Annotated in this window: 12 protein-coding genes; all 12 read right to left on the bottom strand. The window is 37.8% G+C overall.

Features of this window, described 5'->3' with window-relative positions; translation table 11 throughout:
- Positions 1-105: 105 nt before the first annotated feature.
- The gene (gene pnp / locus E1I69_RS04385; RefSeq protein ID WP_136378384.1) at positions 106-2,217 is read right to left on the bottom strand and encodes a polyribonucleotide nucleotidyltransferase; all 2,112 of its coding nucleotides are present in this window, start codon (positions 2,215-2,217) and stop codon (positions 106-108) included.
- 194 nt (positions 2,218-2,411) lie between these two features.
- Positions 2,412-2,681 (bottom strand): 30S ribosomal protein S15, encoded by a 270-nt coding sequence (rpsO, locus tag E1I69_RS04380; RefSeq protein WP_136378383.1) that lies wholly within the window; start codon positions 2,679-2,681, stop codon positions 2,412-2,414.
- 103 nt (positions 2,682-2,784) lie between these two features.
- Positions 2,785-3,750 carry a bifunctional riboflavin kinase/FAD synthetase gene (gene ribF / locus E1I69_RS04375; protein WP_136378382.1) on the bottom strand — a complete coding sequence of 322 codons (966 nt, stop codon included), beginning with the start codon at positions 3,748-3,750 and terminating at the stop codon, positions 2,785-2,787.
- A 29-nt stretch (positions 3,751-3,779) separates the two neighbouring features.
- The gene (truB, locus tag E1I69_RS04370) at positions 3,780-4,706 is read right to left on the bottom strand and encodes a tRNA pseudouridine(55) synthase TruB (RefSeq protein ID WP_136378381.1); all 927 of its coding nucleotides are present in this window, start codon (positions 4,704-4,706) and stop codon (positions 3,780-3,782) included.
- A gap of 102 nt (positions 4,707-4,808) precedes the next feature.
- On the bottom strand, positions 4,809-5,174 hold the full coding sequence (rbfA, locus tag E1I69_RS04365) for a 30S ribosome-binding factor RbfA (RefSeq protein ID WP_116350542.1): 366 nt from the start codon (positions 5,172-5,174) through the stop codon (positions 4,809-4,811).
- Between the two features lie 14 nt (positions 5,175-5,188).
- Positions 5,189-5,467, bottom strand: a complete 279-nt coding sequence (locus E1I69_RS04360; RefSeq protein ID WP_136378380.1) for a DUF503 domain-containing protein — start codon at positions 5,465-5,467, stop codon at positions 5,189-5,191.
- The gene (gene infB / locus E1I69_RS04355; protein WP_136378379.1) at positions 5,464-7,641 is read right to left on the bottom strand and encodes a translation initiation factor IF-2; all 2,178 of its coding nucleotides are present in this window, start codon (positions 7,639-7,641) and stop codon (positions 5,464-5,466) included. The genes E1I69_RS04360 and infB overlap by 4 nt, the downstream gene beginning before the upstream one ends.
- Before the next feature lie 19 nt (positions 7,642-7,660).
- Positions 7,661-7,963 (bottom strand): YlxQ family RNA-binding protein, encoded by a 303-nt coding sequence (locus tag E1I69_RS04350; RefSeq protein WP_116350545.1) that lies wholly within the window; start codon positions 7,961-7,963, stop codon positions 7,661-7,663.
- A gap of 9 nt (positions 7,964-7,972) precedes the next feature.
- Positions 7,973-8,242 (bottom strand): RNase P modulator RnpM, encoded by a 270-nt coding sequence (gene rnpM, locus E1I69_RS04345; protein ID WP_136378378.1) that lies wholly within the window; start codon positions 8,240-8,242, stop codon positions 7,973-7,975.
- An 11-nt stretch (positions 8,243-8,253) separates the two neighbouring features.
- The gene (gene nusA / locus E1I69_RS04340) at positions 8,254-9,390 is read right to left on the bottom strand and encodes a transcription termination factor NusA (protein WP_136378377.1); all 1,137 of its coding nucleotides are present in this window, start codon (positions 9,388-9,390) and stop codon (positions 8,254-8,256) included.
- A 33-nt stretch (positions 9,391-9,423) separates the two neighbouring features.
- On the bottom strand, positions 9,424-9,897 hold the full coding sequence (rimP, locus tag E1I69_RS04335) for a ribosome maturation factor RimP (protein ID WP_136378376.1): 474 nt from the start codon (positions 9,895-9,897) through the stop codon (positions 9,424-9,426).
- A gap of 260 nt (positions 9,898-10,157) precedes the next feature.
- Positions 10,158-14,471 carry a PolC-type DNA polymerase III gene (locus E1I69_RS04330; RefSeq protein ID WP_136378375.1) on the bottom strand — a complete coding sequence of 1,438 codons (4,314 nt, stop codon included), beginning with the start codon at positions 14,469-14,471 and terminating at the stop codon, positions 10,158-10,160.
- Positions 14,472-14,495 lie beyond the last annotated feature (24 nt).

Genomic DNA, 14,495 nt, shown 5'->3' with positions numbered 1-14,495 from the left:
TAGAAAATATGTAAAAGAGGGACAAGGTAGAACTCAAAACGAAAATTTAACGGAACTGTTTAAAAACTTAAAAAGCCCGGTTTACCAGGCTTTCAAAATTGTTTATTATTGTTGTTCTTTTTCCTTTTGTTCACGTAAAACGGCTTTTCTAGATAAGTTTACACGGCCTTGTTTATCAATTTCTGTTACTTTGACAAGGATTTCATCCCCGATTGCGACAACATCCTCAACTTTTCCAACTCGTTCTTCAGCAAGTTCAGAAATATGAACAAGTCCATCCTTACCACTGAAAATTTCAACAAAAGCGCCGAATTTTTCAATACGTTTTACTTTACCAAGGTACATTTGACCAACTTCGACCTCACGAACGATATCTTCAATGATTTTCTTGGCTTTTTGATTCATAGCTTCTTCAACAGAAGAGATGAAGATTGTACCATCTTGTTCAATATCAATTTTGACACCAGTTTCATCAATGATCTTATTGATTTGTTTACCACTTGGTCCAATAACATCTCGTATCTTATCCGGATTAATCGCCATTGTTAAAATCTTAGGAGCATATTTAGAAAGCTCAGATCTAGGATTTGTTAATGTCGCTAACATCGAATCAAGTATCTGCATACGACCTTTTTTCGCTTGTTGTAAGGCTTCTTCAAGAATTTCACGAGAGAGACCTTCGATTTTAATATCCATTTGTAAGGCTGTAACACCTTTTGATGTACCAGCTACCTTAAAGTCCATATCTCCTAAATGGTCTTCCATTCCTTGAATATCTGTTAGGACAGTATAATGCTCACCTGATTTAACAAGTCCCATTGCGATACCAGCTACAGGAGCTTTAATCGGTACACCCGCGTCCATCATGGCAAGTGTACTTGCACAAATACTTGCTTGAGAAGTAGAACCATTTGATTCTAAAACTTCAGAAACGAGACGGATTGTATACGGAAAATCCTTTTCAGATGGAACAACAGGCTCTAAAGCACGCTCTCCTAAAGCACCATGTCCAATTTCACGACGACCTGGACCTCTCATTGGACCCGTTTCACCTACACTAAATTGTGGGAAATTATAGTGATGCATAAATCGTTTTGTCTCTTCAATACCTAATCCATCAAGGATCTGCACATCCCCTAATGCACCAAGTGTACAAATACTTAATGCTTGGGTTTGTCCACGTGTAAATAATCCTGAACCATGGGTACGAGAGAGGATCCCTACTTCTGATGAAAGCGGACGAATTTCATCGATTTGTCTTCCATCCGGACGGACCTTTTCAACTGTGATTAAGCGTCGAACTTCTTCTTTTACAAGCTTGTTAAGAATTTCTTTTACTTGCTTAATCGTAGCTTCTTCTACTTCCTGTTGTTCGTATTCTGCAACAATTGCTGTTTTTACTTCATTAATTGCAGCTTCTCTAGCATGCTTTTCGGCAACTTGTACTGCTTTATTAATGTCCTCTTCTGCTTTTGCTCGAATTTGTGCTTCTAGCTCCGCATCAAGCTCATATAGAGGAATTTCCATTTTTTCTTTACCGATTTCAGCCACGATCTTTTCTTGGAATGCGATTAAACGCTTGATTTCCTCATGTCCGAACATAATTGCTTCAAGCATCACTTCTTCAGGAACCTCATCAGCACCCGCTTCAACCATGTTAATTGCATCTTTTGTACCAGCAACAACTAAATGGATATCGCTTTTTTCTTGGTCTGCCACTGAAGGGTTAATAATAAATTGATTGCCAACTCTACCAACTGTTACACCTGCAATTGGGCCTTCAAATGGAATATCTGAAACAGATAGTGCTAATGATGAACCAAACATTGCAGCCATTTCAGAAGAACAGTCCTGATCTACACTCATGACGATGCTTATTACTTGTACTTCATTCCTGAATCCATCAGCAAATAAAGGTCGAATTGGACGGTCTATTAAACGACTTGCTAGAATTGCCTTTTCACTTGGTCTACCTTCACGTTTAATAAATCCTCCAGGGATTTTTCCAACTGCATATAATCGTTCTTCATAGTTTACAGTAAGTGGAAAGAAATCTAATGGTTTTGGCTCTTTTGATGCGGTTGCTGTACTTAAGACAGCCGTTTCTCCATAGCGAACTAATGCAGCTCCGTTAGCTTGTTTCGCTAATTGACCAATTTCTACGGTCAGTTGCCTACCAGCCCAGTCCATGGAGAAAACTTGCTTTCCTTGTTCCATATAACAGTACCCCTCTCTAAATCACATTCAAATGTATATTATGTATTGATAGTATGAACTAATTTATTCGAACATATCAATACTCGTTCAATATGTAAAGTGAATTTTGTTGAAATTTGCTAGAAACGAAAGGAAAAAATTCCCTCCATTTTTAACCTAATAAAAAAGCGGGAATGCTCCCGCTTTTTCGTAGATTATCGACGTAGTCCAAGCTTGTTGATTAATTCACGGTAACGAGTTACGTCTTTATTACGAAGATATGTTAATAAATTACGACGTTTACCAACCATCTTTAATAGACCACGACGTGAATGATGATCTTTCTTGTGTGTACGTAAATGATCATTTAACTTATTGATTTGCTCAGTTAGGACAGCGATTTGAACTTCTGGTGAACCAGTGTCATTTTCGTGAGTTTTGAACTCGCTGATGATTTCATTCTTACGCTCTTGTGTGATAGCCATCCTATTCACCTCCTATAATAGTATCCCCGATTACCTAGCAGACGTTGGTGATTCGGACTGCCACGCAATGGTTCTTTTTCATACTTAAATAGAATACATCTTTTTATGATAAAAAGCAAGTATGTTCATTTATTTTCTCAAAATATTGCTTTGCTTGTTCCTTATCGCGTCCAATTTGTTTAATTAATTCATCAATGGACGAAAACTTCTTTTCGGAGCGAATTCTTTTATGCCATTCAACAATAACTTCTTCTTTATAAATGTCATCATTAAAATCAAACAGATGGACTTCTATCGAAGGCACAGTCTCGTTTTCATGAAAGGTAGGTTTAACACCAAGGTTGCAAACACCATTATGCCATGTTGAACCGACTTTTAAACGAACTGCATAGACTCCCATTTTAGGAATAATATAGTCCGCACTCGTTTTTACATTAGCTGTCGGAAAGCCAATCGTTCTTCCACGTTTTTCCCCATCTACTACGATTCCTTTTACCGTATAGAATCTACCTAAAAGTGGTGCAAGTTGATCAACTTCTCCTCTTTGGATCAAATCTCGGATAACTGTTGAACTGACTTTTTCATTCTTGAACGTGAATTTCTCAACCGTTGTTTGAGTGAATCGTCCGCCGGCAAGTTCAGGAAGAGTTTCCATCGTTCCTTTTCCAAAACGACCAAATGTAAAATCAAACCCTGCAACAATATGTTTCACATTCAGACCAATAATGTATTGATCCACAAATTGTTGGGGTGATAAACTTGCAAACTCAGATGAGAAATTCACAATGTATAAATAATCAAGATCCATTTCTTCAAATAAAGCTTGTTTATGATGTAATGGCGTAATATATTCAACATTTGTAACATCCTTTTTAAGGACAATTGATGGATGGGGATCGAAGGTCATGACGGAGCACGCGATTCCTTGTATCTCTGCTTCCTTCTTTGCAGTTTCAACTACCTTTTGATGACCAAGATGAACACCATCAAAATATCCCAAAGCTAAAACAGTTGGTGGTAAATCTGTTTGATTAAAAGAATGTGGGTGTGTGATATGAATTGTTTTCACTTCTATTTCACCTTTTCTTATCGAATCACCTATTTTAATTCTTGGTTATTAACTAATACCTTAATAGGTTTTATCAATTCTGGTTTTTCTGGATGTCTTTGATATATTGCTAGGATTTCTCCATTATGTAGGATAGCAATAGGCTCCCCGACCGAAATCTCATTTAGTTCATTTGGTACCGGAAAAACAGACCCATTTTTTACTTTCTCTGCTACTTTATCATTAATTAAAATTTTGCGCAAATGGGAAAGGGCGTCTTCAATCGTTAGAAGATGTTCCCCAATTGTTCCATTCTGAACATGTTGTCCTACTTCTTCTAATGTCATGCATTGATTAAGGGTAAATTCACCTGAAGAAGTTCTTTTTAAGTCGGACATATGTGCTGGATAACCTAGTTTCTCTCCCATTTGAACAGCTAACGTTCGTACATAGGTACCCTTACTGCACGTTACACGGAAACGAAAAGAGACAGTTCCTTCCTTTTGAACGATATCACTGAGTAGTTCTAGTTGATGAATGGTTATTTTACGAGATGGTCTTTCTATTACCAACCCTTGTCTAGCATACTCATAAAGGCGCTTTCCATTTACTTTAACCGCAGAATACATTGGTGGTGTTTGAATAATTTCACCGGTTAATGAATCAAGCACATCTAGGACATCAGCTTTTGTAATTTGACGGTCTACTCTCTTTTCTTCGACTCTTTCACCAGATGCATCTTCTGTAGTCGTTGAAATCCCTATGGTCGCTTCTCCTTCATAGGTTTTATTTGCGGCTGTTACGTATTCAACGATTTTCGTTGCTCTACCTAGACAAATAGGTAATACCCCTGAGACATCTGGGTCTAGCGTACCAGTATGGCCCACTTTTTTCATCTTTACTAACTTACGAACTTTAAAAACACAATCATGGGAAGTCATCCCTTTTGGTTTATTGAGAAGTAGAATTCCATCCACTTAGAGCCACTCCCGTTTCCTTTTTTCACTATACTTTTGTTCATTATTTTTTAAATCAACTGAAAAAAAGGGATAGACTTTATTAAAAGTCTATCCACTCCCTTATTCTCGGTTTGATTCTTGATTTGATTGCTTATTTATTTCATGAAGGATCGATTCAATTCGATTCCCATAATCAATTGATTCATCAAATTCAAATAGAATCTCAGGCGTTTTTCGTAAACGAATACGCTGACCGATTTCTGATCGGATAAAGCCTTTCGCTTTCGCAAGACCTTTTAACGTATTCTGTCTTTGTTCTTCATCACCTAAAACCGAAATAAAAACTTTAGCTTGCTGCAGGTCTCCAGTAACTTGGACGTCGGTTACAGTTACAAATCCAATCCGAGGATCCTTGATCTTCCGTCCAATGATGTCACTTAGTTCCTTTTTCATTTGTTCTCCAACACGATTAGGTCGTAAACTCATCTAGCTTTCACCTCTTATAACCACTCAAAGTCGGTTATTGTTCGATCTAATTCTGGGAAAGAATCAATAAACTTTAGCGCATTGTTTAATTCGAGTTCAGAATGCTTTCGGCTCGATGATACAGTAACAATTGCTAGCTTGGTGCGTTGCCATGTGTCTTGATAGTCTACCTCTGCAACTGAAACATTAAACTTTTGTTTGAGTCGAGTCATGACACTTTGCAATACGGCTCGTTTTGCTTTTAAAGAGTTTGCATCATAAATGACACATTCGCACTCCACATAGCCAATCAATGACGATCCACTTCTTGCATCACGAATGCTTCAATGATATCTCCTTCTTTAATATCGTTGAATTTCGCAATTGTTATACCACACTCATAGTTTTGCGCAACTTCCTTTACATCATCCTTGAATCGTTTTAATGTATCAATTTCTCCTTCAAAGATAACGACTCCATCACGAATTAGGCGAACACCGCTGTCACGAGTGATTTTACCATCAGTTACGTAAGAACCAGCAATTGTACCAATTTTTGATACTTTGAAGGTCGTACGAACTTCTGCTTGCCCAATTACTTTCTCTTCGAATTCAGGGTCAAGCATACCCTTCATTGCAGATTCAATTTCTTCGATTGCCTTATAGATAATTCGGTGAAGTCGGATATCAACTTCCTCTGCTTCAGCAGTTCGCTTTGCATTCACGTCAGGTCGTACATTAAAGCCGATTACAATCGCATTTGATGCTGATGCAAGTGTAATATCTGATTCATTAATTGCACCGACTCCAGTATGAATAATCTTAACTTTAACACCTTCAACATCTATTTTTTGAAGAGATGCCGCTAAAGCTTCAACAGAACCTTGAACATCGGCTTTAACAATAAGATTAATTTCCTTCATTTCACCTTGTTTAATATGTTCAAATAAATCTTCAAGGCTAACTTTTACTTTATCGCCACGTTGTTCAACTAATTGCTTTTGTGCTCTAGCTTCCCCAACTTGACGTGCTTTCTTTTCATCCTCAAAGACAACAAACTGATCCCCAGCTTGTGGTACATCATTTAATCCTGTAATTTCAACTGGAGTTGATGGGCCTGCTTCCTTAACCCGGCGACCTACATCATTCACCATTGCACGGACACGACCAAATGTGTTTCCAACTACAATTGGATCACCGATGCGTAATGTTCCATTTTGAACTAATAATGTCGCAACTGAACCTCTTCCTTTGTCAAGCTTGGCTTCAATTACTGTACCTGTAGCTCTTCTCTTTGGATTGGCCTTATATTCTTCGACCTCACTAACGAGAAGAATCATTTCAAGCAGATTGTCGATGCCTTCTCCTGTTAACGCAGAAATTGGAACAAAGATAGTATCTCCACCCCAAGCTTCAGGAATTAAACCATGCTCTGTTAATTCCTGCATAACGCGGTCTGGATTCGCAGTTGGCTTATCCATTTTATTCACAGCTACGATAATTGGTACCTCAGCAGCTTTTGCATGGTTAATTGCTTCAACTGTTTGAGGCATTACACCGTCATCTGCCGCAACAACTAATACTGTGATATCTGTAACTTTAGCACCTCTAGCACGCATAGTTGTAAACGCAGCATGTCCCGGAGTGTCCAAGAAAGTGATTTTCTTACCATTTACAACAACTTGATATGCACCAATATGCTGCGTAATACCACCAGCTTCGCCAGCTGTTACTTTAGTATTTCGGATTGAATCAAGGGTAGTCGTTTTACCATGGTCGACATGTCCCATAATTGTTACAATTGAAGGTCTCTCGATAAGATCTTCATTGTTATCTTCTTCGACATACTGTTCGAATTCTGTAACATCGAATACGATTTCTTCTTCTACAGCTACACCATAATCAGATGCAATTAGTTCGATTGAATCTTTATCAAGTTCTTGGTTAATTGTAGCCATAACACCTAGCATGAAAAGCTTCTTAATAATTTCTGAAGGTTCTTTACCAAGTTTTTTAGCTAATTCCCCAACCGTTAATGAACCGACAAACGTAATTTTTTCAGGTAATTTCTTTTCTGGCTTTGGTTGAATTGGTTGATGATTGTTGTTTGAACGATGATTACCTTTTTGTTTGTTCTTATTTCTCCTATTATCCCTTGGTTGAAATGCCTTTTTCTGACCTTGGTTATCAGGCTTTTTACCATCACGATTTTTAGAAGGTACAGGCTTTTTCTTTGTTTCTTTTTTGTCAACCACTACTTCATCGTCATTAGCAGGTGGTACTGGTTTATTATTTTTCGTTTGTTCCTTTGCAGGCTTAACCTGTTCTGACTTCTTTTCAAATGATTGATCTAGTTTTTTCAAAATATCTCCCTCAATTGTTGCCATATGATTTTTAACCTCAATGTCCATCTCTTTAAGCTTCGTAATAACTTCCTTGCTTGAGATATTTTGTTTTTTTGCATATTCGTATACACGCATTCTACTCATATGTTCACCCCCAAATATGTTAATCGAGCAAGTGACTCATCTTTTTTGCAAACCCACTTTCTGTTATTGCGACAACTACTCTGGCATCTTTGCCAATCGCATGACCCAATGTATAGCGGTCGCTTACAGTACGAAGTTGAACCTGATAATACGTGCTTTTATCCGTAATTTTCTTTGTAGTGTTTGCTGACGCATCTTCAGATAAAAGAACTAACTTTGCGTTTCCATTGCGAATTTCCTTTACAACCAGTTCTTCACCTGAAATAACTTTTCTCGCTCGATTGGCAAGACCCAATAATGACATCCATTCCTTGTTTTCCATCGATAAAGGCTACTCCTTATCTACCAACTGAAGTAATTCTTCATAAATCGAATCATCAATTGTTGCTTTCAGTTGATTTGAAAGAATGTTCTTTTTCTTTGCAAGTAAAATACATTCTTTATCTTTACTGAGGTACGCACCACGTCCCGACTTTTTTCCAGTCAAGTCAATTGACACTTCGCCATCTTTGGATCGTACAATTCTTACAAGTTCCTTTTTTGGCTTCATTTCACCACTAGCTATGCATTTACGTAATGGTATTTTCTTATTACCTACCAATTTCCTTCACCTCACTCGATTTCTTCAGATTGCAAATCGAATGCTTCAACCTCTAGCTCTTCTTCATCATTATCGTCAAATAATCCAAAGCCGTCTCTAGGGAATATACCCGCTTGCTCAGCTTCTGTTTGACTCTTAATGTCAATTTTCCATCCTGTTAATTTTGCTGCTAAACGTGCATTTTGCCCGCGTTTTCCGATTGCTAATGATAATTGATAGTCAGGAACAACAACAGTTGTTGCTTTTTCTTCCTCATGAACAATGACATCAAGTACTTTTGATGGGCTTAACGCGTTTGCCACAAAAACAACTGGATCATCAGACCATTTGACAATGTCAATTTTTTCACCTTTTAGTTCATTCACGATAGCTTGAACACGTTGCCCCTTAGGACCAACACATGAGCCAACTGGGTCTACCTCAGAATTATCAGAGTGAACAGAAATCTTTGAACGATCTCCTGCTTCTCTCGCAACTGACTTAATTTCAACTGTTCCATCATAGATTTCCGGAACTTCGATTTCAAAAAGGCGTTTTAATAATCCAGGATGTGTTCTAGAAACAAAGATTTGTGGTCCTTTTGTCGTTCTTTCAACCTTTGTTATGTAGACTTTAATTCGGTCATGTGGCTTATAATGTTCATTTGGCATCTGTTCATTTACAGGTAACAACGCTTCGATTTTTCCTAAGCTAACATAGATAAACTTGGAATCTAAACGTTGAACAATTCCTGTCATGATATCTTCTTCACGGTCAATAAACTCGGAATAGATAACGCCTCTTTCAGCTTCACGTACACGTTGAGTGACAACCTGCTTGGCAGTTTGAGCAGCAATTCTGCCAAAGTCTTTTGGAGTTACTTCAATTTCCACAACGTCTTCTACTTGGTAATTTGGATTAATGGTTCTAGCTTCTTCTATGGAAATCTCGAGTCTAGGGTCAAACACTTCATCTACTACATCTTTTCTAGCAAACACACGCATTGAACCGTTTGCTAAGTTTAAATCAACTCTTACATTTTGAGCCTGGTTAAAATTCCGCTTATATGCAGAAATCAGTGCTGCCTCAATTGCTTCAATAATTACATCTTTACTAATGCCTTTTTCTTTCTCGAGCAATGTTAAGGCATCTAATAATTCACTACTCATTTGTCTTCTAATCCCCCTTATGAATTCTAACTATTAATGAAAAGTAACAGCAAGTCTTGCATTTGCAATTTTTTCATACGGAATTTCTACAGATTTTTTGCGTGTTTTGACCATTATGTTGATAGTAATTATACTTCCATCAAAGGATGCAAGCTCTCCTTCAAAAATCTTTTCACCATCTATTGGTTCATATGTCTTCACATATACCTGTTTTCCAATAGCCTTTTCGAAGTCGTTCATTTTTTTCAACGGACGTTCAGCACCGGGACTTGAAACCTCGAGAAAATAGTTATAAGGAATTGGATCAATTTCATCAAGCTTTTCGCTTAATTTTTCACTAACTGTTCCACAATCTTCTATATCAACGCCTTTTTGAGAGTCGATGAAGACTCGAAGAAACCAGTCTTTTCCTTCCTTTACATACTCAACATCTACAAGTTCCATCTGTAATTCAGTTAATATAGGTATCACTAATTCTTCCACTATTTGTGTTACCTTTTTACTCATGTTTTTCCTCCTAAGCTGAAAAGGAATTTTCGTTTTTGTTCTTTAGTATTTCCTAAGTAGTGTAAAAACACCCTGCTATAGTAGCAGGGAGGCAGTTGGAAAATATAGAGAAGTTCCATCTTAAAAAAAAGTTATTACACAATTTAGCCTCAGCCAAAGAATAAAGAGTGGGAAGCCCCACTCTTTCATCAGTAATTATACATAGCATTTCCATAAAAACTATAACATAATCGCTGTTTATATGCAAATAAAAGTCTTGATTAGAACAAGGATAATTGATTTTGTTCTGGCATATCCTCAAGGCAGCCAAGGTTTTCAAGATATTCCATGATTGTCTTTGATACTTTCCCGCGCTTTTGTAAATCTTCTTTTGATAAAAATTCACCTTGTTCTCTCGCTTTTACAATATTAATAGCGGCGTTAGTACCAAGTCCAGGAATCGAATTGAACGGAGGAATGAGGGCATCTCCGTCAATGATAAATTCAGTTGCACTTGAGCGGTATAAATCTACCTTATTAAAGGAAAATCCACGCTCACACATTTCAAGTGCTAACTCAAGAACGGTTAGTAGGTTCTTTTCTTTAGGTGAAGCATCAAGCCCTTTAGCATTGATTTCTTCCATACGAGCACGAATTGTACTGGAACCACGAACTAATGCCTCTACATCGAAATCGTCTGCGCGAACAGTGAAGTATGCTGCATAATAGAGTAATGGCAAATGAACCTTAAAGTAAGCAATCCTTACAGCCATTAGAACATAAGCTGCAGCATGGGCTTTCGGGAACATATATTTTATTTTCAAGCATGAATCGATATACCAATCAGGAACATCATTTTTCTTCATTTCTTCGATAAATTCATCGGTCAGTCCTTTACCTTTTCGGACTGATTCCATGATTTTAAATGCCAATGACGGATCTAATCCTTTATAGATAAGATAAACCATTATATCGTCACGACAACCAATAACTTCGCTAAGCGTACAAATATTATTATGGATGAGCTCCTGTGCATTTCCAAGCCAAACATCTGTACCATGCGATAATCCAGAAATCTGAACTAATTCAGAGAAAGTAGTCGGCTTTGTATCCTCAAGCATTTGACGTACAAATCTTGTACCGAATTCCGGAATCCCGAGGGTACCTGTTTTACACATAATCTGCTCTTCAGTTACACCAAGTGATTCTGTTCCACTGAAAATTTTCATAACCTCAGGGTCATCAGTTGGGATTGTTTTTGGATCAATCCCACTTAAATCTTGGAGCATCCGGATAACTGTTGGATCATCGTGTCCAAGAATATCTAGCTTTAACACATTGTCATGAATAGAATGGAAATCGAAATGGGTTGTTCGCCATTCAGAGTTTATATCATCTGCAGGAAATTGAATAGGTGAAAAATCATAAATATCCATGTAGTCTGGTACAACGATAATACCACCAGGGTGCTGTCCAGTTGTTCGTTTAACACCGGTACAACCTGCTACTAATCGATCTGTTTCGGCACCGCGCATGGTTAAGTTATGATCATTCGCATACCCTTTTACATACCCATAGGCAGTTTTTTCAGCAACGGTACCAATGGTTCCTGCACGATATACATACTCCTCACCAAATAACACCTTTGTATAGTTATGAGCACGCGGCTGGTATTCACCAGAGAAGTTTAAGTCGATATCCGGTACTTTGTCACCTTTAAATCCTAAAAATGTTTCGAAAGGAATATCATGTCCGTCCTTTTTATAATAAGCGCCGCAATTTGGGCATTGCTTATCTGGGAGGTCAAATCCAGAACCGACAGAACCATCGTTAAAGAACTCAGAATGTTTGCAGTCCGGACATACATAATGTGGTGGTAATGGGTTAACCTCTGTAATTTCCGTCATCGTAGCGACTAACGATGAACCAACTGAACCACGAGAACCTACTAGATACCCATCATCAAGTGATTTTTTAACAAGTTTATGGGAAATCAAGTAAATAACTGCGAATCCATGACCAATGATACTTTTAAGTTCTTTTTCCAAACGCTTTTCTACGATTTCGGGTAATTCTTCGCCATAGATGCTTCTTGCCATGCTATAGCTCATATCCCTAATTTCATCTTCCGCACCTTCGATTTTAGGGGTATACAGATCATCTTTAATCGGCTTCACTTCATCAATCATGTCTGCCACTTTTTGTGTATTTGTAACGACAATTTCCTTCGCTTTAGCTTTATCAAGGAAAGAGAAACAATCTAACATTTCGTTTGTTGTTCGGAAATGGACCTCTGGAAGTGAGTGTCGATTTAACGGATTCGCTCCACCCTGAGACCTTACTAAAATTTTTCGGTATATATGATCCTCTGGGTTAAGATAATGTACATTTCCAGTTGCAACTACCGGTATATTCAGCTTTTCACCAAGGCCGACAATATTCTTTAAGATATCCCTAAGTTCCCGCTCATTTTGAATCAAATCTAATTCTAATAAATGTTTATAGTTTGATGGTGGCTGAACCTCTAGATAGTCGTAAAACTGAGCAATAGACTCTACTTCCTCAGGCGACTTCTGCATCATACCTTCAAATACTTCCCCTTTATCACAAGCAGAGCCTACTAAAATACCTTCTCGATATTTTTGGAGTTGTGACCTTGGAATACGAGGCACACGGTAATAATAATGAATATGTGCTAACGAAATTAATTTAAATAAGTTCTTAAGACCCACATCATTTTGGGCAAGTAATGTCGCATGATATGGTCGAGAACGTTGGTATGATTTACCTTGCCCCATGTAATCATTTAATTGATCATGGTAGTTAATTTCTTTTTCAGCTGCATCTTTTAACAATTTAACTGCTAAAAATCCGGTTGCCTCTGCATCATATATCGCACGGTGATGCTGGGTTAATTCAATATCAAACTTTTTACACAATGTATTTAAACGGTGGTTTTTTAAATCCGGATATAAAAATCTAGCAAGTTCTAATGTATCAATGACAGGATTGGTCGCTGGCTCAAGTCCGCACTTTTTATAACCTACATTCAGGAAACCCATATCAAAGCTTGCGTTATGCGCTACTAATATGGCATCCCCAGCCCATTCCTTAAATTTCACTAAAACTTCACTAACTTCTGGCGCTGAACTCACCATGTCATCTGTGATTCCAGTTAGATCGATTGTCGTTGCACTTAAGCGATGATGCGGGTTAGCAAATGATTCAAATCGATCAATGATTTCACCGTTTTTCACTTTAACAGCAGCCAACTCTATAATCGTGTTATAGACCGCAGATAAACCTGTTGTTTCAACGTCAAACACGACATACGTATCCTCTTCTAAATTACGATGCTGTGAATTATATGCAATTGGGACACCATCATCGACCAAATTAGCTTCCACACCATAGATCATCTTTATCCCATTTTTCTTAGCAGCTGAATATGCTTCTGGGAATGATTGAGCACCAGCATGGTCTGTTAAAGCAATAGCTGTGTGGCCCCATTTTTTAGCTTGTCCAACTAATTGGCTAATTGAAGTGACAGCATCCATCTGACTCATCGGTGTATGCAAGTGAAGCTCAACACGTTTTTCTCCCTCAGGAGCTGTGTCTTTTCTTTCATTCAAAGGCTGGATTTCATTAATATCATTCGCAATCATTACTAAGTCTCTAACAAAGGTATCATTCTGGATACTTCCACGTACTCGTACCCACATACCTTTTTTAATCGACTGTAAAAGATGAACATCTTCTTTATCACGTGAGAATACTTTTACTAGAATTGAATCCGTATAATCGGTAACCTTGAAAGTTAGAAGTGTTCTGCCACTACGTAACTCCCTCGTCTCCGCAAAGAAGATATAGCCTTGAATCGCAATTCTCCGCTCTTCGTCAAGGATTGAACTAATCTCTTTAAAGTCTTCATCTTCCTTAATTGTATAGCCAATTGTAATCGGTCCAGAAACGGAGTTTGCTTGTTCTTTATCCTTTTCCTTCTTCTGCATGTCAGCAACGGCTAACAATGCTTTCTCCTGATCTTCTTGTTGTTTTTTCTCTAGAAACTGTTCGTACTCCTTATTTGAAACCTCTACTTCTGTTTCAAGGGTGAACATTGGAAAACCATAGGATTGATACACATTTCCTATCAATTGACCGTATTTTTTCTTAATCGCAATAGATTCAGTATCATTTCTTGTTTTTATGTGCAGTTTAAGACCCTGCTGGGTCGGAAGTTGATCATGCAATAACGATAGAATTGGTGGTGCAATTCCATCTAATTCTTGTAAACATAACGGCCAATATGCTTGGACCATTTCTTCAGTCACTTGCTGAGACCCAACATGTAAAGAGAAGGTTACAGATGCAATATGGGCGAATTTTGTTCGCATTTGGGTCGAAAAAATCCTCATGACATCAGCAGGAATTACATGTTCAAAAGAAAATAAAAAATGCCATGCTTTGTTTTCTTTGTCAATCATCAGTTTTACAATACCTGCATTATCAAAGTGTGCAACCAGTGCATCGTCAGTTAATTCAAGTTGTTGGAGCAATACTTTAAAACGTTCTTTTTGCTGTGGCGATAATTCCATCCTCGTTCCCCCTCTTCAGACAGA

The sequence above is a fragment of the Bacillus timonensis genome, assembly GCF_004799755.1.
Lineage (GTDB): Bacteria > Bacillota > Bacilli > Bacillales > Bacillaceae_L > Ferdinandcohnia > Ferdinandcohnia timonensis_A.
This window is presented reverse-complemented; position numbering and strand designations above follow the sequence as displayed.

Bases quoted from the DNA above. Each gene is read 5' to 3' on its own strand.
- pnp (WP_136378384.1), bottom strand. From the start codon at position 2,217: ATGGAACAAGGAAAGCAAGTTTTCTCCATGGACTGGGCTGGTAGGCAA.
- rpsO (WP_136378383.1), bottom strand. From the start codon at position 2,681: ATGGCTATCACACAAGAGCGTAAGAATGAAATCATCAGCGAGTTCAAA.
- rbfA (WP_116350542.1), bottom strand. From the start codon at position 5,174: ATGAGTTTACGACCTAATCGTGTTGGAGAACAAATGAAAAAGGAACTA.
- infB (WP_136378379.1), bottom strand. From the start codon at position 7,641: ATGAGTAGAATGCGTGTATACGAATATGCAAAAAAACAAAATATCTCA.
- E1I69_RS04350 (WP_116350545.1), bottom strand. From the start codon at position 7,963: ATGGAAAACAAGGAATGGATGTCATTATTGGGTCTTGCCAATCGAGCG.
- nusA (WP_136378377.1), bottom strand. From the start codon at position 9,390: ATGAGTAGTGAATTATTAGATGCCTTAACATTGCTCGAGAAAGAAAAA.
- rimP (WP_136378376.1), bottom strand. From the start codon at position 9,897: ATGAGTAAAAAGGTAACACAAATAGTGGAAGAATTAGTGATACCTATA.
- E1I69_RS04330 (WP_136378375.1), bottom strand. From the start codon at position 14,471: ATGGAATTATCGCCACAGCAAAAAGAACGTTTTAAAGTATTGCTCCAA.